The organism is Bacillus sp. BB51/4, from assembly GCF_008368845.1.
GTDB classification, from domain to species: Bacteria; Bacillota; Bacilli; order Bacillales; family Bacillaceae_G; genus Bacillus_A; species Bacillus_A wiedmannii.
In genome coordinates this window covers 287652-311773 of the sequence record NZ_QOSC01000009.1, presented here as the reverse complement: position 1 = coordinate 311773, position 24122 = coordinate 287652, and the positions used below count along the sequence as shown (strand labels likewise).

At 35.8% G+C, this 24122-nt stretch carries 22 protein-coding genes; all 22 read left to right on the top strand.

Annotated features, from left to right (window positions below):
* The first annotated feature begins 58 nt into the window (after positions 1-58).
* The 22 genes from DN392_RS12810 to DN392_RS12715 all read left to right on the top strand — a co-directional run bounded on the left by DN392_RS12810 (position 59) and on the right by DN392_RS12715 (position 24050).
* Positions 59-1075, top strand: coding sequence for a lysozyme family protein (locus DN392_RS12810; RefSeq protein ID WP_149238046.1), 1017 nt, complete (start codon positions 59-61; stop codon positions 1073-1075).
* A 319-nt stretch (positions 1076-1394) separates the two neighbouring features.
* On the top strand, positions 1395-2279 hold the full coding sequence (locus tag DN392_RS12805) for a M23 family metallopeptidase (RefSeq protein WP_149238045.1): 885 nt from the start codon (positions 1395-1397) through the stop codon (positions 2277-2279).
* A 172-nt stretch (positions 2280-2451) separates the two neighbouring features.
* Positions 2452-3498, top strand: coding sequence for a GH25 family lysozyme (locus tag DN392_RS12800; RefSeq protein WP_149238044.1), 1047 nt, complete (start codon positions 2452-2454; stop codon positions 3496-3498).
* A 303-nt stretch (positions 3499-3801) separates the two neighbouring features.
* Complete coding sequence (locus DN392_RS30380; RefSeq protein WP_176547059.1) at positions 3802-3957, top strand: hypothetical protein; 156 nt, start codon at positions 3802-3804, stop codon at positions 3955-3957.
* Between the two features lie 36 nt (positions 3958-3993).
* Complete coding sequence (locus tag DN392_RS12795) at positions 3994-4440, top strand: hypothetical protein (RefSeq protein ID WP_149238043.1); 447 nt, start codon at positions 3994-3996, stop codon at positions 4438-4440.
* Positions 4427-4762 carry an HNH endonuclease gene (locus tag DN392_RS12790; protein ID WP_098849606.1) on the top strand — a complete coding sequence of 112 codons (336 nt, stop codon included), beginning with the start codon at positions 4427-4429 and terminating at the stop codon, positions 4760-4762. Before DN392_RS12795 ends, DN392_RS12790 begins: the two co-directional genes overlap by 14 nt.
* A gap of 123 nt (positions 4763-4885) precedes the next feature.
* On the top strand, positions 4886-5197 hold the full coding sequence (locus DN392_RS12785) for a P27 family phage terminase small subunit (RefSeq protein WP_002128755.1): 312 nt from the start codon (positions 4886-4888) through the stop codon (positions 5195-5197).
* A complete protein-coding gene (locus DN392_RS12780; protein WP_149238042.1) occupies positions 5194-6861 on the top strand; it encodes a terminase TerL endonuclease subunit in 1668 nt (555 codons plus the stop codon). Before DN392_RS12785 ends, DN392_RS12780 begins: the two co-directional genes overlap by 4 nt.
* A gap of 8 nt (positions 6862-6869) precedes the next feature.
* The gene (locus DN392_RS12775; RefSeq protein WP_149238041.1) at positions 6870-8015 is read left to right on the top strand and encodes a phage portal protein; all 1146 of its coding nucleotides are present in this window, start codon (positions 6870-6872) and stop codon (positions 8013-8015) included.
* Positions 8015-8758 carry a head maturation protease, ClpP-related gene (locus tag DN392_RS12770; RefSeq protein WP_149238062.1) on the top strand — a complete coding sequence of 248 codons (744 nt, stop codon included), beginning with the start codon at positions 8015-8017 and terminating at the stop codon, positions 8756-8758. The genes DN392_RS12775 and DN392_RS12770 overlap by 1 nt, the downstream gene beginning before the upstream one ends.
* 3 nt (positions 8759-8761) lie before the next feature.
* On the top strand, positions 8762-9916 hold the full coding sequence (locus DN392_RS12765; protein ID WP_149238040.1) for a phage major capsid protein: 1155 nt from the start codon (positions 8762-8764) through the stop codon (positions 9914-9916).
* A 5-nt stretch (positions 9917-9921) separates the two neighbouring features.
* Positions 9922-10215 carry a hypothetical protein gene (locus tag DN392_RS12760; protein ID WP_149238039.1) on the top strand — a complete coding sequence of 98 codons (294 nt, stop codon included), beginning with the start codon at positions 9922-9924 and terminating at the stop codon, positions 10213-10215.
* Position 10216: 1 nt separating this feature from the next.
* Positions 10217-10570, top strand: a complete 354-nt coding sequence (locus tag DN392_RS12755) for a phage head closure protein (RefSeq protein ID WP_149238038.1) — start codon at positions 10217-10219, stop codon at positions 10568-10570.
* A 1-nt stretch (position 10571) separates the two neighbouring features.
* Positions 10572-10913 (top strand): HK97 gp10 family phage protein, encoded by a 342-nt coding sequence (locus DN392_RS12750; RefSeq protein ID WP_149238037.1) that lies wholly within the window; start codon positions 10572-10574, stop codon positions 10911-10913.
* Complete coding sequence (locus tag DN392_RS12745) at positions 10913-11242, top strand: hypothetical protein (protein ID WP_149238036.1); 330 nt, start codon at positions 10913-10915, stop codon at positions 11240-11242. The genes DN392_RS12750 and DN392_RS12745 overlap by 1 nt, the downstream gene beginning before the upstream one ends.
* Positions 11243-11839, top strand: a complete 597-nt coding sequence (locus DN392_RS12740) for a major tail protein (protein ID WP_149238035.1) — start codon at positions 11243-11245, stop codon at positions 11837-11839.
* A gap of 4 nt (positions 11840-11843) precedes the next feature.
* On the top strand, positions 11844-12200 hold the full coding sequence (locus tag DN392_RS12735; RefSeq protein WP_149238034.1) for a hypothetical protein: 357 nt from the start codon (positions 11844-11846) through the stop codon (positions 12198-12200).
* Between the two features lie 26 nt (positions 12201-12226).
* Positions 12227-12415, top strand: a complete 189-nt coding sequence (locus DN392_RS30780) for a hypothetical protein (RefSeq protein WP_223697466.1) — start codon at positions 12227-12229, stop codon at positions 12413-12415.
* Positions 12416-12430: 15 nt separating this feature from the next.
* Positions 12431-16066, top strand: a complete 3636-nt coding sequence (locus DN392_RS12730; RefSeq protein ID WP_149238033.1) for a phage tail protein — start codon at positions 12431-12433, stop codon at positions 16064-16066.
* A gap of 2 nt (positions 16067-16068) precedes the next feature.
* Positions 16069-16896: a phage tail domain-containing protein gene (locus DN392_RS12725; RefSeq protein WP_064470339.1), complete on the top strand. Its 828-nt coding sequence runs from the start codon at positions 16069-16071 to the stop codon at positions 16894-16896.
* 11 nt (positions 16897-16907) lie between these two features.
* Entirely contained in the window at positions 16908-18866 is a 1959-nt protein-coding gene (locus tag DN392_RS12720; protein WP_149238032.1) for a hypothetical protein, read from the top strand.
* Between the two features lie 3 nt (positions 18867-18869).
* Positions 18870-24050, top strand: a complete 5181-nt coding sequence (locus tag DN392_RS12715) for a phage tail protein (RefSeq protein ID WP_149238031.1) — start codon at positions 18870-18872, stop codon at positions 24048-24050.
* Positions 24051-24122: the final 72 nt, after the last annotated feature.

Below are 24122 nucleotides of genomic sequence, written 5' to 3'. Positions count from 1 at the left end.
GTAAAGTAGTAGGTTTTGTAGACAGAAAATAATAGGTAAAATAAGGAGATGTTTAGTAATGAATCAATTAGTTGCTTCAGCTAAAACCGTTAATCTGCCGCAACAGGTTCTACGATGGCATACAATGGTAGAACAAGAATGTAATGTACAAGGTGTACCTGAGTTAGTACCTTATGTGCTTGGAATTATTATGGTGGAAAGTGATGGGGATGCTGAAAAGACCCCCGATATTATGCAGTCAAGTGAATCCCAAGAAAGACCTATGAATTCAATTGACAACCCTAAGGAGTCAATTCATTACGGAGTAATGCACTTAAAAGGAGCTTTTGCAGATGCAAAGAAGTATGGTATTACTGATTTAAGTGCTATTGTTCAAGCATATAATTTTGGACGTGCTTACATTCGTTGGTTAGCTTCTAACAATAAAGAGCATTCACTACCGGTGGCAGGTCTGTATTCTAAAACTGTTGTTGCACCATCTCTTGGAAATAACACTGGTGCTATGGTTCGATATAGTCACCCTATCGCTGTGACATACAATGGTGGCTATAAATATAAAAATGGTGGAAATTTTTTCTATGCTGAAATTGTTAAACAATATGTGGATTTTAATGGAGGAACTGATCCTACAGATGTAGATACACGTCAGAATATCTCGTTACCGTCTGATTGGTTAACCAATAACTTAGGTTGGCTGCAATGTATGCAACGCCAATCTTGGGTATATAAAGAGTCAAATGAGTTTGCGGAAGTAGTAGGAAAGATTCCTCTTGGAAGTGGACATGTATATTTAGCGAACGCATGGGATGGAAAAAGATTTTGGTTCAAAATTGCAAATGACAATTGGGTTCCCGAAACAGCAATGCGTATCGAAAAAGACGGTAAAAGTACAGGTGTCATTTGGAATGAATGGGATGGATTAGAGTGTTACCATCATGCAAATTATAATAGTGGCATACGTGATCGTGTAGGTGTTGGTCAGTGGGAAATTGAGTTTAGAGATAACAACTGGATTTACATTAAAGAAAAAGGTTGGGTAGAATTTGACGAAAAAATCATCCGTTGGATTCGATAATAAAAAAGACGGCTCTTATTGAAGTAACACCTAAAGGTTAGGCAGTGGATATTTTACGGGTAGCGTAATTAATGATTAAACACCGTATCTTATTTTAAGTGCAGCTTGGTATGAATAAACTATATTATATTTTGGAAACAGTACGTAGTTAAAAGAAGAATATTTTGATATTAGGTAACGACAGAGAGCTTTTCGTTCTGTTTATCTTAAGATTTGAAAGACTATAATATATCCGAAAAATAATAAATATAGATAGTGAACGAAGGTGCTCATGTAAGTACCTTTTTTATATTGTGTAAAAATAGAAAGGAAGATTCATATGGCAAAATTTATTTATCCAACAGATACAATGAGAGTAACAAGTGGTTTTAGAGGTAGTAGACCAGATCATCATGGGGTAGACCTTGCTGAAGCAGGTGATCATCCGATTTATGCAGCGGCTAGCGGGCAAGTTAGTCGTTCTTATCTTTCATCCAGTTATGGTGAATGTATTATGATTGTGCATAATATTGATGGAGTTACGTGGGAAACTGTATACGCCCATATGCGCAGCGGTTCTCGAACGGTTAAAGAAGGCGATTATGTTACACAAGGACAAACAATTGGAGTTATGGGAAATACAGGGCAGTCTAGTGGCCAACACTTACATTTTGAATTGCATAAAGGTCGCTGGAATGCTAGTAAGAGTAATGCTGTGAACCCGTTAGATTACTTGGGGAAAGAGGACGGTGGCAACAATGGAAATGGTTCTGATCCTACAGATGTAGATACACGTCAGAATATCTCGTTACCGTCTGATTGGTTAACCAATAACTTAGGTTGGCTGCAATGTATACAACGCCAATCTTGGGTATATAAAGAGCCAAATGAGTTTGCGGAAGTAGTAGGAAAGATTCCTCTTGGAAGTGGACATGTATATTTAGCGAACGCATGGGATGGAAAAAGATTTTGGTTCAAAATTGCAAATGACAATTGGGTTCCCGAAACAGCAATGCGTATCGAAAAAGACGGTAAAAGTACAGGTGTCATTTGGAATGAATGGGATGGATTAGAGTGTTACCATCATGCAAATTATAATAGTGGCATACGTGATCGTGTAGGTGTTGGTCAGTGGGAAATTGAGTTTAGAGATAACAACTGGATTTACATTAAAGAAAAAGGTTGGGTAGAATTTGACGAAAAAATCATCCGTTGGATTCGATAAAAAAGGAGCGGGCTCTTATGAGTCGGCTCTTTGTTATTATACATCAATAATAACAATAAACTTAAAAATAGCTTTGTTATAGAAAGTATATGAATATAAGGATTTTACGTTAATAAATACGAAGTGGACCTCTCCATGAGGTGATGACTATAGAGAAAAGGAGTATGTAAGAATGAAGAAAATAGCAGATATATCTTATTATAATGGAACTATTAATTGGGCAGAAGCGAGTAAAGAATTGGAGCTTGTAATTATTCGTGTACAGTATGGATCTAATAAAATTGATTCGAAGTATAAGGAATATGTACAGGGGTGTAAAGCATATGGAGTTCCATTCGGTCATTATGCTTATGGCTGTTATTCAAGCGTTCAGGACGCTATTGTAGAAGCAAATGATTTTATGGCACGTGCTGACAAGGATGCAAAGTTTCTTGTATTGGATGTAGAAGATGATACCCTTGCTAGTTGTGGGCCAACTAATTTGGCAAAAGCGTCTCAGGCTTTCATTGATACTTGCCGTGCAGCAGGTTGGAAAGTTGGATTCTATGTATCACATCACATGTATACAAGTTATGGATTAAATAGTGTAAGTGCAGATTTCCTATGGATTCCTCGTTATGGTGGCAGTAAACCTGCTTATAGTTGTGATATTTGGCAATATACTGATAGTGGTAGCGTTGCAGGCATATCTGGTAATTCTGGTAATGTAGATTTAAACTACTTAGTTGGAAATAAATCTATTGAATGGTTCATAGGAAATGGTTCTGATCCTACGGATGTAGATACTCGTAAAAATGTGACACTACCGTCTGATTGGCTAACCAATAACTTAGGTTGGCTGCAATGTATGGAACGCCAATCTTGGGTATATAAAGAGCCAAATGAGTTTGCGGAAGTAGTAGGAAAGATTCCTCTTGGCAGTGGTCATGTTTATTTAGAGAACGCATGGGACGGAAAAAGATTTTGGTTTAAAATTGCAAATGACAATTGGATTCCCGAAACAGCAATGCGTATCGAAAAAGACGGTAAAAGTAAAGGTGTTATTTGGAATGAATGGGATGGATTAGAGTGTTACCATCATGCAAATTATAATAGTGGCATACGTGATCGTGTAGGTGTTGGTCAGTGGGAAATTGAGTTTAGAGATAACAACTGGATTTACATTAAAGATAAAGGCTGGGTAGAATTTGACGAAAAAATCATCCGTTGGATTCGATAATAAAAGAGACAACTCTTATTGAAGTGGCACCCAAAGGTTAGATAAGTAGCTTCTTGGGCATGAATCCGGTATTGTAGAGGCCACTGAAAAAGTCCACTTCATAAGAAAAAGGGGTCCATCACCTACTATATACAGGTGATGGACCCCTTTCTATTTTCAACATACTGATAAAATACATGTTGTTTTTTCAAAGCAATCACTTTTTCAGTACCTTCGTATTGTAAAGAATCATGCCTTTTAATTTTACCGTAATTCTTAGGAAGTGCCTTTTATTATATGAAAATTACATAGGTGGTTTTTCGTGTGTTTAGGATATTTAAAATGTTTATGAATGATGTGATTGCTCTTTTTCAACATACCATTCAATTATTCAAAGGTACTAATCGTGAACAAGTAAAACCAACTACAATACAATTCTATGATCCTATCGATAAGATGGTTGAAAAGGAAATTGCATAATTGAAGGCAATAAAGGAAGAAAAGGAGTGTAAGAATATGTGTGATGTACGTACAGAAATTAAATATTATAACACTTCTAGATGTTTAGTTTGTGGTTATCTAGATAAGGTATATCGTTCAGTTAAAGAAGAATATCAAGAAGTAACTGTTTGTCCGAAATGTAATGGTGCATTTGTAGATGTGTATAAAGTAGAGAAGTACAAACAATGTGATGGTATAAAGGCTAATGAAGAACCATTACTAATCATTACATTAACTGATATAGATTCTGTACCAATAGTTCAGTACAAAGGTAAACAGATAGATAGAAAGGTACGGGTTGCATTCGATTGGGAAACACAATCAATCGATAAGATTAATCGGACATACATTCATATTGAACATGTACCATCTGATAATAAGCGTTGCAATACTGAAATCATTCAACACAATCATCCTATTGTGGAAGAACAGGTAGAGCTTATCGGTTATGAAAGAATATAAAACTAAACAACAGAAGCGTAAGTTCTATGACAGCGGTGAGTGGAAGAGTATACGTGAACAAGTAAAGAAGCGTGACAACTATGAGTGCCAAGAGTGTAAACGAAATGGTCGAGTACAAACAGACACGAATGAATACAGTGAGAGTGCGAAGCGTAAGAAGATTCAACTCGTTGTCCATCATATAAAAGAACTAGAACATCATCCAGAGCTTGCACTTGATATAGATAATCTTGAAACAGTTTGTGTTAATTGCCACAACAAAGAACACGGAAGAATTTACGAGAAGAAACAAAATAAATGGGAACACGATGAAAAGTGGTGAAAATGCTTTGATAGTAATACCCCCCCTTAAAATATTTCATCAAAAATTGCTCTAAGGGGCACCGGAGGAGGGGGTTAACTGTCAGGTTTTTTTCGGAATTACGCACGTAAGGGGGGGGGGTAGATGGCTGTTAGTATTGTAAGGTTAAAGGAACAGCTTATGAATAGTATTGATACGACAGATTTAGTTGAAGTTGAAAAGGTAGAACGCTATATTGATCTAGTTAAAGCATTTCGAAAAATTAATAAAACGATAACTAAAGAAGGGGAATCCGTAACAATTAAAAATGGAACTCAAGTTTTCGTTAAGGCCCACCCTCTTATAAGTGAGAGGAATAAAATTAACAGTTCTTTAATTGCATTAGGGAGAGATATAAAGTTTGTTGTTAAGAATACTATCCCTAATACAGGTTATAGCAAAAGTGATCTTACATGATTAAGCAAAAGTATGTGGAAGAATATATTGAACTTTATCGAAGTGGGAAAGTAAAGTTCAATAAAGAAAGAGAACTGTTAATTAAATATCTAGAAAAATATGTTTTAAACAGAGACGATTTGTATTTTGATGATGAAATGATTGAGGATTGTATCAACTTTGGTGAGAAGTGGTATTTTCCGTTGCAGCCATTTCAAAAATTCTTAATAGCATTCGTCTTTTTATTTTATAAGAAAAATGGACGTGTATTTTATCGTAAATTCCTATGGATGCTAGGACGTGGCGGCGGTAAAAACGGTCTGATTTCTGTTATTATTCACTTTTTAATTAGTGAATTACATGGCATTTCAGAGTATAACATTTCAGTTGTAGCGAATAGTGAAGAACAAGCAAAAACAAGCCCTGACGAAGTTCATAAATGTGTGAAGAAGAATGAGGTCTTGAAAAGAGCCTTTAAAACAACGTTAACTCAAACAGTTTCAAAGGCTACTGAAAGTGTACTGAAGTTTAGAACTTCAAATGGAGATACAAAAGATGGTTTGCGTGATGGTGCGGTTGTATTTGATGAAATACATCAATACGAAAGCAATAAAGATGTCCGTGTTCATATCAGTGGTTTAGGGAAAAAGAAAAACCCACGTGAATTTTACATTGGTACAGATGGATATGTTCGTGACGGTTTCTTAGATAAGCAAAAAGAAAAGGCAATGAAGGTATTAAACGGCGAAGCACGTCCGAATGCTGTCTTTCCTTTTATTTGTAAATTGAATGACGAAACTGAAGTAGATGATCTTGATAATTGGGAGCTTGCGAATCCCATGTTATCTAAGCCTTTAAGTGAGTATGCTGAAGGGTTACTTGAAACAATTAAGGAGGAATATGAAGATTTAGAAGACGACCCTAGTAATAGAGAAGAGTTCATGACAAAGCGTATGAACTTACCTGTTACTAATTTAGAACGCTCTGTTGCAAAATGGTCAGAAATTCTTGCTACAGATCGACCTTTTCCAGATTTACACGGACAAGAATGCATTGGATCGTTAGACTTTGCAAGCATTCGAGATTTCGCGGCATGTGGTCTTTTATTTAGACAAACTGGAGAGTATATTTTTAAAACGCATTCCTTTGTACGAAAAGAATTTGTTGATATCTATTATGGATATTCAAAAAAAGCAGGAGAGTTCAAAAAACAGAAGTTTGCGCCAATAAAAGAATGGGAAGAACAAGGCTTGCTAACTGTTGTGGACGAGCCAACTATCAATCCTCAACACATTGTTGATTGGTTTGTAAAAATGCGTGAACAATATGGCATTAAAAAAATTATAGCTGATAACTTCCGAATGGAAGCGATAAGACCTTTATTAGTAGCAGAAGGGTTTGAAATAGAAGTTATAAGAAACCCTAAAGCAATTCATAGTTTATTAGCGCCACGGATTGAAATGGCATTTGCAAATAAACAAATTGTGTTTGACGATAATCCGCTAATGCGTTGGTATACGCAAAATGTGTTGGTTGTCATCAAAGGTGATGGAAATAAAATATATGAAAAGAAAGAGCCTGTTCGTAGAAAAACAGATGGGTTCCAATGTTTCGTTCACGCTCTTTATCGGGCGGATGAGATACAAGAAGCAACTGACTTTGTTATAGGCAACATTAAATTCTAATAAAGGGGGTGATAATCATTGGATGGTTAGGTTCAGTGTTTAGAAGAAATAAAGAACTAGAATTTATGTTGGATCTGGATGCATTAACCGATACAGCAAACAGGCTTCATATGAAACGTTTGGCAATTGATACATGTGTCTCATTTTTAGGAAGGACGATTAGTCAATCTGAATTTAGAGTAAGAAATGGTAAAGAATTTAAGAAGAATGAGCTGTATTATCGATTAAACGTAAGACCAAACAAGAATATGACCGCAAGTACCTTTTGGGAAAAGTTTGTTCGCAAACTTATTTATGATAATGAGTGTTTAGTCATACAAGCAGATGATGGTGATTTACTTATTGCAGATGGATTTCAACATAATGAGTATGCTGTGTTTGAAGATACTTTTACTGATGTAAGGGTAAAAGATTATACGTTTAAGAGAAGTTTTAAGCAAAGCGAAGTTATTCATTTGAAGTATCGAAATGATAAATTATCTCCACTTATTGATGGATTATTTGCAGATTACGGTGATTTATTTGGTAGAATATTAAACTCACAGAAACGTAAAAATCAAGTTCGTGGCACGGTTGATATGGATATGATTGGTGCTAAAACTGAGGAACAAATAGCAAAGTTACAAGAGTTTATAGACAATATGTATAAGTCAATCGGTTCGAAAGATATAGCTATTGTTCCACAGCAAAAAGGTATTAATTATAACGAGATATACAATGGTGTTGCAAATGGTCCAAGTGTGGAAGAAATCAATAAAGTAACAAATGGTTTCTTGAATCAAGTAGCTATGGCAATTGGTATTCCTATAGCTCTGATATATGGAGAAATGGCTGATGTAGAAAAGCAAACGAAAAATTATATGCTTTTCACAGTACGACCATTATTAAAAAAGCTATCTGATGAAGCGAACGTTAAATTCTTTGAAATGAGTGAATATCTTTTAGGACGAAAAATTGAGGTTAAGGCTGTTTCCTATCAAAGTATATTTGATCTTGCGACAAGTATTGATAAACTCATTTCTTCAAGTGCATTTACAGGAAATGAAATTCGTTCAGAAGTAGATTATGAAGAGTCGGATGATCCAAATCTAAATATCCATCATATTACGAAGAACTATACAAAATTAAATGAATCTGAAGGGGGTGAGAAATGATGGAGCATGTGAATATGAATAAGATTTTGAACTTAAAACGAGATATTCGTTTTGAAGCTAAAGGTGAAAATGAATACAAATTAACTGTTTATGGGTCAATTGGTGGATGGTTTAGTGAAAACAATGCTGAAGCAGTAAGAAGAAAAATTCAAGATGTTAAAGCAGAAAAAATTCACGTTCATATTAATTCTGGTGGAGGTTCCGCTTTTGATGGTGTAGCAATTTGTAATCAGTTAAAGCAGCATAGTGCAGAAATTATAGTTCATATTGATGGTTGGGCAGCTAGTGCCGCATCTGTAATTGCAATGGCAGGTGATAAAATCATTATGCCTAGTAATACTATGATGATGATTCATCAAGCGAGTACCTTTGAATATGGAAATGCAGATCTATTTGAAAAAACAGCACGAGATCTACGGAAGATTGATTCAGCTTTAGCAGCATCTTATAAGAAACGTTTTGTTGGAACAGATGAAGAATTAAAACAACTTTTAAAAGATGAAACTTGGCTAACGGCAGAGGAAGCAGTTGCTCTTGGTTTAGCTGATGAAATTGCTGATGAAATTGAAATAGATGATACGCAGGAAGAGGAAGAAGAGGAAGTTGTAGAAAATTTTAAAGAAGATTTAGTAGCTAAGTATACGAAACAGCCAAATAATCAAAAACCAAAAGAGCTTATTCAAGAGCCTGTTAAAACAAAACAGAATCTGAGTACGCTCTTTTTAAACTTAGGAGGAAAATAAATTATGGTAATTAAATTTAATAACTTTGAAGATAAAAAACTAGCTTTTGCAAAAGCAACGCAGGAAGGAACGCCAGAAGAACAAACAGCAGCTTTAAATTCCATGATTGAAGCACTTGCTACAGATGTACGAGCTGATATTTTAAATCAAGTAAATGAATCAATGGTAGATCGTTCTATTATGCATTCTCGTGGCGCTAATGTATTAACAAGTGAAGAAATGAAGTTCTTTAATGCAGTTGTGGAAGAAGGTGGTTTTAAATCTACTGAAACTTTACCTAAGACAACACAAGAGAGAATTTTTGATGATTTAGTTCAAGGTCATCCGTTGCTAGATCATATCGGTTTAGAGAATTTAGGAGCCGTGACAGAATTTATTTATGGAGATCCAGAGGGTGCAGCTGTATGGGGACCGCTATTTGGTGATATTAAAGGACAATTAAATGCTACATTCCGAAAAGAATCAATTACTCAACTAAAATTAACAGCATTTATTCCATTAGCAAATGATATGTTGAAGCTTGGTCCAGTATGGGTGGAACGATATGTTCGTACTATGATTACAGAAGCAATGTCGGTAGGTTTAGAGCGTGGTTTTGTAGCTGGTACGGGTAAAAATGAACCTATTGGATTATTAAAAGACCCTAGTGGAAGTGTCACGAATGGAGTATATCCAGATAAAAAAGTTGCTGGAACGTTAACTTTCGAGCCTGGTCGTAAAACAATTAATGAATTAAAAGGCGTGGTCAAATTATTGGCTAAAAAATTAAATCCTGATGGTAAAACAGATGCAGATAGACCAAAAAATGTAGCTGGTAAAGTAGTTATGGTAACAAATCCATTCGATACTTTTGACATTCAAGCAAATGCTACAATTCAAAATGCGGCAGGTGTATATGTAATGAGCTTACCTTTTAATCCAATCCCAACAGAATCTGTATTTGTACCTCAAGGACAAGTGGTGTTCTTTGTTAAAGGAGAGTATATTGCAGCGATGGGCGGAACGGAGCCAATCAAAAAGTTTGAAGAAACACTAGCTTTAGAAGATGCAACGCTTTATATCGCCAAACAATACGCTACAGGTAAACCAAAGGATAAATACACTTCACAAGTTTACACATTGAAACTTGAAGAAGTAACCCCACCAACACAAGGGTGATGTGAATGGATAAGGTAATTTCGAATGAAATATTACAGCAATTTAAAGACAGGATGCACTTAGGTGATGATGAAGATGATAACCTGAGACGCATCCTTTTTGCATCCAATGAAGCTTTAATAAAAGACTGTGGATCATATGACATAAGCGAAGATGAGACGTTCAAAGAATTAGTTTTTGAACGTTCTCGTTATGTTTATAACGATGCGCTTGAGTATTTTACTAAGAATTTTTTAACCGAAATTAATAGTTTTGGTATTGCAAAAGCTTTAGAAGAAATTAAGTTGGACGGTGATTAATATGCGTCCTTTTCAGTACAAGAAACCACTGAATACAGGTGATTGTAGAAATCGAATTATCATTGAACAACCTGAAGTAATAAAAGATGATTTGAATCAAGAAGTTGAAACAGGTAATTGGCAAGAAGTTAAAAAAGCGTGGGCAATGATAAAAACGGTAAAAGGTTCGGAGTACATTGAAGCTTCGGCTTCACAATCTACAAGAATTTATAGGTTTGTAATTCCTTATACAACAGGTATTACAGAATTAATGCGAATTACTATGAAGAGTCGTATCTTTGACATTATCGAACCGCCAATGAATGATGATGAAATGTATCAAACATTGACTATTATCGCAAAGGAGTATGTTTAATATGAACGATTTTGCGAGCGATCTTGCTAGAGAATTACAAAGGTATGCGAATGTTGTGGAAGAAGAATTACTGACAGCGCAAGAAGAAGTAGCTGATCATGCTGTAAGTAAATTAAGACAAAGTGGTCCTAAAAAAACAGGTGCTTATCGTAAAGGGTGGCGTAAGAAAAAAGAAGGTAATAGCGTTGTCGTCCACAATACAAAAGGACAACTAACGCATCTTTTGGAAAATGGTCATGCAAAGGTTGGTGGTGGACGTGTTCCAGCTCAAGTGCATATTCGTCCAGTTGAAGAGTATGTAATTAATGAATTACCAAGACGGATTGAAAGGGCGCTTGAATAATGACATTAGGTGAATTAACAAAGATCCTTGAAGCTACAGGTTATCCTGTGGCTTATTCGCATTTCATAGCAACTCCAGGCAAGCCGGTGCCGGCGCCACCTTATATTTGTATTCTTGTGGATGGATCAGCAAATTTAATGGCTGATAACAAGGTTTATCACAGGATAGATGATGCAAATATTGAGCTTTACACAGCTAAAAAAGATTTAGTTGCAGAAGCAAAACTTGAAAAAGTCCTAGACGATCATGAGATCCCTTATGACTCGTATGGGACTTTTATTGAATCTGAAAAAATGTATCAGAAAACATATGAAACGAGGTTGATATAAATGCCTAAAGAAAATAAAGTTACGTTTGGTTTGAAAAATGTACATTATGTCCCAATTGATATTCAAGATTTTTTAGTAAAGTTTGGTACGCCAATCCCATTACCTGGTGGGGTGGAACTAACATTTGAGCCGCGCGGTGATTTAATTGAATTCTATGCGGATGACATGCTTTATTACGCAGCAAGTAATAACCAAGGTTACGATGGAACGCTATCTATTGCAACTATTCCAGAGCAATTTGCTATCGATGCATTAGGTGAGCAATTAGATGAAACAGACGGTGTATTAAATGAATTAGCTGATGCCAAAGGAAAATCATTTGCATTACTATTTGAATTCGATGGCGATGTAAATGCAACTCGACACGTTATGTATAACTGTGCAGCGAGTCGTCCGACAATCGCATCTAAAACAAAAACAAATTCAGCTGAACCAAATACAAATGAATTAAAGTTTGTATCTAGTCCGATTATTTTAGCACCTGGCGGAAGACCAATGGTTAAAACAAAAACAACTTCTAAAACGACTCAAGCAATTTACGATAACTGGTACAAAGAAGTGTACATTAAAAAACCAGCAGAACCAAAAGGAGCATAAGTAAATGGAAAAGACAATTACAATAGACGGAAAACAAGTCAGATTAAAAAGTACAGCAGCAACAGTTAAACGTTATAAAGCTCAATTTAGACGTGATTTATTTGCAGATATGCTCAAATTAGGCGTTATTGCTCCTTCCAATCCTCAAGCTGGCGCTACTATTGATTTAGCGAATGCGGATTTAAGTAAAGTAGATTTTGAGGTTGTTTATGATCTAGTTTGGTTATATGCAAAAACAGCAAATCCAGAAATTGATGATCCAATTACATGGTTAGATGGTTTTGATGAGTTCCCTATCTCTGAGATTCTTCCAGAAATTATGGACATGATTCAAAGTACGATGGGCGCAAAAAAAAAATAAAGAAAAGTAATGGAGAGCAAGGAGCTATCAGTGATGAAGAATTAACCACTGATACGTTCCTTGCTCTTTGTTATAAAGCGAAATTAACGCATTGGGATTTGGAAGTTATGACAATTGGTGATTGTTTTGACTACATCGCTGAATTTGCTGAAATGGAGAATCCAGATAAAGAAAAAGTTAGAAAAGCAAATCAAAAAGACTTCGATTCATTCTAAGAAAGGGGTGAAAAAATGGCAGGAAGAATTAAAGGAATTACGATTGAAATTGGTGGAGAAACCACAGGACTTCAGAATGCTTTAAAAGATGTAAATAAACGAAGTAATGATTTAACCAAAGAGTTGAAAGATGTTGAGCGGCTGTTAAAATTTGATCCTGGTAATGTGGAAGCATTAGCCCAAAAACAACAGTTACTTACACAACAAATTGAAAATACAACACAAAAGCTAGACAAATTAAAAGCAGCTGAACAACAAGTTCAAGCACAATTTCAAAACGGTAAAATTTCTGAGGAACAATATCGTGCTTTTAGGCGTGAGATTGAATTTACAGAAGGGTCTCTTAATGGTCTGAAAAATAAGCTTGGAAATATGAAGGCTGAACAAGATAATGTAGCGAGTTCCACAAGGCAATTAGAAACATTGTTTAGCGCAACCGGGAAAAGTGTTGATGATTTTGCAGGTGCATTAGGAAATCGTCTTGTGAATGCAATTCGAAATGGAACGGCTACAAGTAAGCAATTAGAGCAAGCAATTGGAATTATTGGTCGTGAAGCATTAGGAGCAGGAACAGATATTGATAAATTACAACGTGCTCTTCGTTCTGTGGATGGCGGAAACTCAATACGGCAAGTGCAAAATGAATTAAGAGATTTACAACAAGAGGCTGGTAGAACAGAGAAGAAGTTTGAAGGTCTGAAAATAGGGTTAGAAAATGTTATTGGCGGATTAGCAGCAGGTGGGGGAATTGCAACCGCAATTGAAAAAGCAATGGATATGTCAAAGTTACAAACGAAAATTGATATATCTTTTGATGTCCCTGAATCCTCGAAAAAATCAGTAGAAGAAGCTGTAAGAGGAATTTCAGCTTATGGAGTGGATGCTGAAGCATCTTTAGAGGGTGTACGCCGACAATGGGCTTTAAATAAAGGCGTGAGCGATGAAGCGAATGCAGCAATTGTAAAAGGAGCAGCCGCAATTGCACAATCCTATGAAGGTATAGATTTTACTGAGTTAATTCAGGAAACAAATGAAATCGGCAATGAATTAGGAATTTCGCAAGAAGGCGCTCTTGGTATGGCGGACGCTTTACTCAAGTTAGGATTTCCGCCTGAACAATTAGATATCATTGCTGAATATGGTGGGCAACTTACAAGAGCAGGATACAATGCTGAAGAAGTACAAGCAATTATGGAAGCTGGGGTTGAAACTGGTACATGGAACATCGACAATCTATTGGATGGACTGAAAGAAGGGCGTATCAAAGCAGCTGAGTTCGGTCAAGGTGTCGATAAAGCTATGAAAGAATCACTTGAAGGCACAAAAATTTCAGCGGAACAAGTTGAAAAATGGGGGCAAGCAGTAGCTAAAGGTGGTAAAGATGGTTCGGCAGCTATGACTGAAATTGCACAGGCTTTATCAGAAGTTGAGGATGAAACAAAGCGTAATGAATTAGGTGTTAAATTTTTCGGTACGATGTACGAGGATCAAGGGCAAAATATTATTAATACTTTGCTAGGTGCGAAAGATAAAACAGTTGATTTCGGAAAGCAACAGGACAAATTAAATGATTCCGTTAAGAAAATGGATGCAAACCCAGCAGTTAAGTTTCAAAAAGCAATGCAAGATTTACAAGTAGCTCTCAAACCAGTTCTAAGTGTTATAGCTGATGTTGTTGCTAAAATTGCTGATTGGATTTCTAATAACCCAAAACTAGCAGCCACACTGGCAGCCATTGCAATAGCCATTGGAGTAATTGCAGGAGCGTTTATGGCTTTGGCGCCAATCGTTGTCGTTATATCGAGTATAGGGGTTGCAATGATGGGGTGGGTCGCACTAATTGCCGTAGTTGTAGCCGCTGTAGTTGCCTTGGGCGTTCTAATTTATCAAAATTGGGATTCTATAAGGCAATGGACCATTGATGCTTGGAATGCAATTGGAGAGTTCTTAGTAGGAATATGGGATGGGATTGTACAATGGGCAAGTGATACCTGGAATAGTATTAGTGAAACTACATCGGAAGTCTGGAATTCAATTAAGGAGTTCTTAATAGCCTTATGGAATGGAATAGTTGAGTTTGTTGTAACCTGGGGAACCGCTATTCTAGAAGCATACATTGGTATTTGGACTTCTATTTTTAATTTCTGTATGGAAATTTGGAATGGAATTGTCGAATACCTTACTTCTGTCTTACAGGGAATAGCAACCTTCTTCACTGAGGTATGGACTTCAATTTCAACGTTTTTCCAAGAGACATGGAATGGATTAGTTGCCTTTTTAACTCCAATTTTACAAGGAATCGCAGATTTCTTTTCTATGATTTGGAATGGTATTTCCACAGTAATTCAAACTGTATGGAATTTTATCACTCAATACTTACAAGCGATTTGGACAGCAATTTTATATTTCGCCACTCCAATTTTCGAATCTATACGAGAGTTTTTAGCTTCGGTATGGGAAGCTGTTAAGCAAAAAGCTATAGCGGTGTGGGATGCACTTACAAATTTTTTAAAGACTTGTTGGAATGGAATAGTATCAATTGCGACAACTGTATTTGATTGGATTAAAAATACAATTACAACCGTTTGGGATGCAATCAGTTCAGCAACAATGACTGTATGGAATGCAGTGAAAAACTTCTTACAATCATGTTGGAATGGATTAGTTGCTTTTGTGACGCCAATATTTAATTCAATAAAAGACTGGATTGTAAACACCTGGAACACAATTAGCTCCACTACAAGTGCGGTATGGAATACAATTAAAAGTTATCTTTCTAGTCTATGGAATTCAATTGTTTCTACAGCAAGTTCGGTATTCAATAACATCAAGCAAGCTATCTCTACTGTTTGGAATATGATCAGTAGTACAAGTAGTAGTATCTGGAATGGGATTAAATCCACGCTTTCAAACATTTGGGAAGGTATTAAATCCACCGCATCTTCTGTATGGAATGGACTAAAAGATGCTATTATGACTCCTGTCCGCTGGGTAACAAATGCTGTGAGCGGAGCGTTCGAGGGGATGAAATCAGCGGTATTAGGTGTATGGGATGGTATTAAAAGTGGCATTCGTACAGCTATCAATGGAATCATTCGTATCATTAATAAATTCATAGATGGATTTAATACACCAGCGGAATTATTAAATAATATACCAGGTGTTAGTGCTCCAACTATTCCACATGTACCAATGCTTGCTAAAGGTGGAAAACCTGTAGGTGATGGTTCATTTATTACAGGTGAAGCTGGCCCGGAATTGTTTACGAAAAAAGGTAATTCCATCACAGTTACACCTTTATCATCAAAAGAAAAATCACTTGGTATTACTGGAACTATGAATCAATTAATGGGTGATATGAGCCGTATGATGGCTAGTTCTATGAATCAATTATCAGGGCTGAAAAGCGTTATGAGTGGTGTATATGGAAATATGTCAAATAGTAGACAAGCTATGAGTGAAAATGAAGCAGGGGCAATGAGTGTTCCAATTATAAATGCAGGTGGTCCCGTTCCTACTTCTCCACAAGATATGATTGTACAAGTTGTAGTAGATCAGCCGGTTATCGTGGATGGTCGCACAGTTCAGCGTGTTGTTAAAAAAGAAAATTATCGTGAAGACAATATTAACTTTTTAAAGAGGGGGCAATAAATATGCAGGATACAATACTTTTATTTAAGAATGGACAAACTTGCTCCCTTAGAAAAGATTACAATGTTGAAACTTTAGAATTAATAGTTGATCCACCTCGGAAAGAGTCGGACAAGATGAAGATGAAAGGGCAATTCGGCGTTCGTCATTACAATAAAAGTTATACAGAGCGAGGGTGTCAATTAAGGGTTCTTGTGAATACAGGGGATATTGAGGGCGTATATGAAAAAAGAAATGAACTATACGCCCTATTTGGTAGATTAGAAGACTTTTATATTATTTATTCAAGAGAACCGAGCATACGACGACGTGTTGAGTATGAAGACATGAAAATTAATCGTCCGTCCGGTTCTTTAATGTTTGAAATTGTTATTGAATTCTCTATACCAGATGGTTTCGGAGAAAGTATCTTTAGATCAACAGATGTAAAAGAATGGGACGCGAATAAATTTGCATGGGGCATGGGTTTAGAATGGGATGATGCATACGATTATACATTTAAAGATAAAATGTTCTATTTCAAAAATATTGGGACGATGGAAATTAACCCATCTCAACACGATATTATATGGCGAATTAAATGTGATCCACGCTATGTGAAAATTACTAACTTCACAACAAATGATGCATTGACTATTTATAATCCTAGCGCAGTATCACAGGGGATCATTGTTATAAAAGGACTTCATATTGAAGATGAATATGGCCGTAATTTAGTTCGTCATGCTGATGCTGGAGAAATTCATCTTGCGCCGGGTATTAATCAAATTAAAATCGAATCTTCTTCATTCCATTGGTGTGAAATTGACTCGAAATTCTATTACTTGTAAGGGGTGAGAATGTGGAAAGAAAACATCATATTAATAGTGCTATTAATGCTGATGAACGAATGCAATTAAACGAAGAAATTGATTTGATTTATGGAGGCATAACAAAGAACGCAATCAATCATAGAGATTTAGTCGATGACTTCAATAAATTTTTAGAACGATATGGCATGGACAAAGTAGCCCTAGAAAAAATGATTCTAGATGGAGATACGAATGTTTTAAATGTAGTTGAAAAAATGATCACAGATTTTCTTGTATCAAAACCCTCTAATTTTGATGAAGTGACCGCAGCAAGACTAGGAGAAAAGACATTACGTGATTTTAACCAAAAAATGAAGGTGAAATTGGACAATACAGACAAGTTCCAACAAGTTAAATTAACCAATGACACCGGAATAGGAATACGTATAAAAGATATTAATGAGATTGTAGGTAAATGTGGTTTTTTCACTTATAGCATATACGGAGACGGGATAAAAGGACAGCCACAAGGTAGTAAGGTCGGGTGTATTATCGCCAATTCATTTTCGTCTATTGAACATACTGTTATGTTGGCGATTGATAGTGAAACAGGTAAGATGTATCGACAAACTGTCCATAAAGGCAGTATTTCAAATAAATGGGAGACGTTCACTTTTGAAGGCGCATACGATGACATCAAGAATGAAGTCAACAAGGTGAAAGGTGCTCATACTTCATTGGATACAGCGATTAGAGCGCTGATTCCGTATAACAGTGTCAATTATTATGGTAATGATAATGCGGCATTTCAAAAAGCATTAGATGAATCAGAAGGAAAAACATTAGATATTCCCGCAGGAAAATATACGATTGGTGATTTAAATATCCCAAGTAACATTAGTATTCGGGCTGATCCGAATGCTATTTTTATTTTAAAAGCAGGTAGCACTACATTTTTTAATAATAAAGATACCGTTAATATTGGAGGATACGATAAGACAAGAAGTATCACTTTTAAGGGTGGATTGTTTGATTTAAAAAAGGTGAAAGATGCAAAAGCATTTGTACTCTCCCATTGCCAAGATGTAAAAGTCGATACGAAAGTTATCAATGGCGGTGAATCACAATCATATGTCGTTTTAAATGCTGTGAAAGACACAGAAATACATATAGAAGCTCTAGATTGTAACGCCACAACGTCGATAGGTGCTATAGTGGGGCTTTATGTATTCAATGATAAAAACACACTCACAAATCAAAATACTAAGCCTTATGATTTAACACCGTGTGACGGGATTAAGGTAAATTTAAAACTAAAGAATGTAAAAAAAGGGTTTGTTGAAATTGCTGTAATAGATAAAGTGATTCATAAAAACATTACTTATAATGTACAGGCGGAAAATGTTTCAGAAGAGGTAGGACTTTTTAACAATGTATCCTATTTCCGTACGGAACGAGTCTTTGCAAATGATATTGGTAATGGATTGATTTTTCAAATTTTAAATGATTCCTGTGAAGATTTTACGCTAGAAGGTATCAATATACGTAATGGAAAAAACAAGGAATCTTCACGTGGTGTTTGGTTTAAATCTAAAGAGGGTGACAATGCACCGCAATATCAACAGGTGCGCATTTTAAATCCTGTTATTAAGACTATGAATGCTGGAATCGTAACAGATTATGGATATGGTGTAAGAATCACGAATCCAGATGTTTCCTATTGCCAAGAGGATGGGATTTGGTGTTACTTCACACTAGACTGGAGCTGTATAGGCGGTGTCGTAAAATACAACAATCAGAGAGGATGGCCGCGTGCGGATATTCATATAGGTGAAGGTGGAGGAAAGAAAACATTCCGAGCTATTCTTGCAAACTGTCAAGCAAGGACCGTATGGTTAACTGGAATTCAAGACAGTATTGTTACGAATGTAATTGTTAAAGGCGGCGGTTTCACTTATAACGAAAACGATTTCAACAATAAAATCGACTATTTAGAAGTGGGTTGGTAATACATGAAACGAGTGGAAAGACCGAAAATCGAACAACTTTCTACTGGTGAACAGTTTCACCTTGTAGATATGAATGTATTTGAAGTGATAGAGGGCAAAAATGAACCGTCCTCTATTCGCTTTGAAGTTCCAGATACAGAAAATAATAAAAGGGTATTTGAATATGTAGAGGACAGAAACCTACTTGTTTTTGAAGGACAGTATTACATTCTATTAGTCAATAAATTAAATGAATTAGGGTTTAAAGATTGTGATGCGATTCAAGTTGGTGCAGAACTGTCTAGACAAACACAAGAACAAAAAATTACAGGGTATCTTTCTATTGAAGAAGGGCTTGCTCATATTTTCAAAGGGAGTAATTTCAAATATATTAACCAGTGTTCTCCAAAGAATCAGGTACATTTTGAAAACTTTGGTGGCGCAAACAGAATGAGCATGATTCAGAACTTAATCAAACGATACGATATCGAATGTATTTTTGATAATATGACCGTTATTTTTGCGGATCGTATTGGAAAAACAACAGATAAATTATACAAGTTTGGATACAATGTGAATGCAATCGAGAAGACAACTGATGACAGCAATTGTTCGTTCTCTGTTTTGTTACTAGGACATACACCTTCGGAAGAAGAAGGTGGCGGTTCGCAATTTCAATATTATTATGAGTCACCACTGAAATATCAAATGCCAGAACTCATTCGTCATCGACAAGCTGAAAATATTGAAGATGACAAAATTAAAGATAAGGAAACAGCGTTAAAAAGGTGTAAGGAAGCTGTTAATGATATTCCTATTGTTTCTATTACGGTAGATCATAAGGAAGCTAGTTTTGATGATACAAATGAACCTAAAGTAGGAGACAAAGCAATTCTACAACATCATAAGTACAATATGGATTTCGATGTACGTGTAGTAAAACGTAGACGTTATCCTTTTGAACAAACGCCAAATGTCTATGAATTTAGCAACAAGCGTGATGAATTGGTGGATCGTACAGAAGAACAAAAGAAATGGACTTCTGACATTTTATCTGTTGTAAAAGAATTGGATAAAAAGTTATTAGAACAATCTAATGATTATTCGGATCGACTTAATAAAATTACTGAAGAAAAAGTTGAAGAAGTACGGCAAGAAAGCGAAGCAGCAAAAGAACTTGCTGAATTAGTAAAAGAAAATCAAAAAAACTTTCAAACTACTATAGTTGAAAGTAATGTACCACCAACAGATTATTTAGAAGCTGGAAAGTCATTGTGGTTAGATACATCAAAAGGCAAGCCGGGCATTTTAAAGAAATGGAACGGTAAAACGTGGGAGTCTATTATTGCGGATGTAGAAGCAATAAAAAATGAAACGTTGCAACAAGTGAATAAGGATATAGAGGTTACAAAACAAGACCTTGATAAAAAAGTAGAAAAGTTAAAAGCAGAGACAGAGAATGCAGTTAATACGCAAATACGAGAGGTACAAACGAACCTTGATGAAAAAGTAGCTGCTGTTAAAAATGAGACAGAAACAATTTCTGGTCAAATTTTAAATATCCAAAAAGATATTAATGGTAAGGTCGATAGCGATTTTGTTAAGGAGCAAATAAAAGGTAAGGCTGATAAGTCTGGTGTTTTTACAAAAGATGAAATTAATAATGGATTCATTGGTAAACAAATCTATGAAACCGATAAACAGGGAAACGTTAAGAAGTTCCAAGAAATCAGCACTTCTGTTGTGCAAACAAATGAATCAATTAAGCATCTTGCAACAAAGGAAAGTGTTACTGATTTAGGAAACAACCTAACACAAGTATCAAAAGTGGCTAACGAAGCAAAACAGACTGCTGATGGTAATACACGTACTATTTCGCAAGTGGACTCTAAAATAAGCCAAACTGCTACCGATTTTAACAAGAAGACCACTGCAATAGAAGAGACAATTAATGGCGTTTCAACAAAAGTTACAAACATACAAACCGAACAAGGTAAGATCAGTGAACGTGTAACGAAATCAGAACAGACTGCTGATGGATTTAAAAAATCTATTGAATCGTTGAATACAGCAAACGGAACTACCAGTAACAGATTAAACAAAGTAGAAGAAACTGTTGACGGTACGAAACAGACGATTTCTGACATACAGTCGGAAGCAGCATCTCTCAAGAAAACAACGAATGAGATTAAGACAACGGCTGATGGTACGAAGCAGACTCTTACTGAACTTAAAACGAAAGTTGATAATACGGTAATTAGTGTGCGTAATATCTTATTAAATACTGATAATGTGCTAACTGGCGTCAACACTACACCGACGGTTTCTGTAAGTAAATCATTCAAGCTTACTGCTGACGCTCCCCTTCTATTACGAGGTAAATCATTTACTATTAGTTTAAAAGCTAAATCAAAAGGGGTTTCTAAAGGCGCAGAAAAACCATACGCGGGATTAGAACTTACTGTTAAATATAAAGACGGCGAAACCTCTTGGTTAGGTATTCGTGCCGAAACTACGTTACCCGCGGATTCTGATTGGAAGTCATATAACTTTACACATCAAATGAAAGATAAGGAGATCGAATCTATCACAGCAAATTCTTTAATTCGTGATCTTAAAGGTACTGTTGAACTTAAAGAATGGAAAGTGGAAGTGGGGACCGTTGCTACAGAGTATTCACCAGCACCAGAAGACCAAGTAACAACAACGGATTTCAATAAAAAAACAGTAGAGATTGAGACGACTATTAAGGGGATTAACACTACTGTTTCCAATGTGCAAAATGAACAAGGGAAGCTCACAGATCGCGTTACCAAATCAGAACAAACCGCAGATGGATTTAAAACTTCTATTGAATCGTTAACTAAGAAAGATACTGATATTAGTAATAAATTAAATACGGTTGAATCAACTGTGGAAGGTACAAAAAAGACGATTTCCGATGTACAGTCTGATACTTCTGCACTCAAAAAGACTACAACTGAAATGAAAGAGCAAGCAGGAAAAATCAGTGAAAAGTTAACTAGTGTAGAAACAAAAGTTAATAATGATAAAGCTGGAGGTCGTAACCTTTTATTAGATTCAAATGTTAAATATGAAAAAAACGATTATTTAATTAATCTGTACATGCTATCTGAAAACTTTTCAGTAGGTGAGGAATATACATTCGTAATTAAAGGCAGCGTTCCGCAAGGGCAGAAATTTGGAATTTGGCAAAATGTCGGCACAAGTCATGTTGGATATGCAATAAGTGTTTATGCGAATGGAATTACCTATGTAACTTTTAAAGCTGTAGCAACAACAAGTGGAAATGAAAGAAAGCTAAGTCTGTATAACTTTCCAAGTAACACTACAAAAGCTGTTGTGGAATGGGTTGCTTTGTATAAAGGTAATAAACCGCAAGACTGGACACCAGCTCCAGAAAATCAAGTAACAAATGCTGAATTTACTAAAAAAGCAACAGAGATTGAGAAGAGTGTGGAAGGCGTTAAAACTACTGTAACAGGTGTCCAAAATAGTCAATCTGGATTTGAAAAGCGCATGACTACTGTGGAACAAACTGCAAATGGTCTTTCTAATTCTGTTTCGCAACTTGCGCAAACCACTACGAATCAAGGTAAACAAATTACTGATGCCAATTCAAAATTAGATCAACAAGCAAAATTAATTGAAGCAAAGGTAAATATTAAGCAAGTAGAAGATTATGTTGGTGGTTTTCAAATTCCGGCTTTAAAGAATACCGTTGATAAAAACCGTGAGGAAGCTCTAAAACAAATTGCTGATAAAGTAGCCACGGCAGATTATAACAAGAAAACAACCGAAATTGATAATAGGTTTAAAATTAATGAAGAGGGTATCGGACTTTCTGCTAAAAAAACAGAAGTATATACGAGAGTAGAAGCTAATGGAACGTTTGCAACTACTGCTTATGTAAAAACGATGGAAGCTCGTATTGATGTGGCTGAAAGAAATATCAATCTTTCTGTTAAAGAAGGCAATGTTATTGCTGCCATAAACATTTCTAAAGAAACAATTCAATTAGATGCAAAAAGAATTAACCTAAGAGGTGCTGTTACAGCAGAATCTATTGCAGGTAAATTGCTAGAGGGTCTTACTATTAGAGCGATTGATCCGAATGATAGAAATAAGAAAGCCGAAATGACAGCTAGTGGACGGATATTTTCAGAATGGAAAACTACTCCGGATCCAGCAAACTTTAATACAGCTAGATTTGAAACTGGTTTAGAGGGTGGAGCTTTATTTGCTAAAACGTTCGGATCGGATGGGAAAGAAAAATATAGAGGTGAAATAACTGCCTTAGGTGCATCATTTGATATGGGTAATGATAATTCCAATTATGGAGCTAGTGGATTTACTGTAATGGATAATGGACAAACAAAAAGTATTTCAGCAAGAGCATACGTACAGCACTTAGATTGGAAACCAGCTATTCAAATTGACCAACCACGCCAAGGCTGGCATACCTCTATAACAAGTACAGGGATTGAGTGGGAAGGTAGAAAATATAGGATTGAAGGCGCGCCAAACGGTATCTTTATGTATGAAAACTCAACACAGATGGTCAGGTATTCTACAAGTAATGCTGATATTGATATCGGATTTAATTATGTAACGTTACGATCTGGTACATGGGGTAACTATTACTTGCAAGTAATGGATGGTGGTAAAACAAGGCATAACGGTATTATAGCTTCTGAATTTCGAAATTCGTCACAGCGGAAAATAAAAACAGGAATTAAGGACCTGCAATTTAGTCCTTTAGAGGTCGTTTTGCAAGCAGAAGTAAAAGAATATTTCTATAAAGGTGATATGGAAGAATTATATAAAATGCGTTCTAATCGTAAAGAGGGCGAAATATTACCAACAACAAAAGATATTGAAGTTCATTATGGCGTCATAGCTGATGATGCGCCAATACAGTTGACTAACAACGACCGTACAGGTGTTGATGTGTATGGTCTGGCTTCTGTTACTATGGCTGGATTGAAAGAGCATGTGATAGAGACAGGTGAAAGATTTAATAAAATAGAAAAGGTGATTATTGATGAAACTAACAGCAAACGCAGAACTTTACGCAAAAGTGGTGGAAGAACAATTAAACGAAGCCAATCGAGAGAAAAATATTTATTTTGCACGAGTAATCGAACTAGAAGCGGAAAACCAAAAATTAAAAGCAGAAAATGAGAAATTGAAGCCGAAGTCTACGAATAAGTAAGGCTTTTATTTTTGAATAAAATACGGCTTTTATAAGAAAAG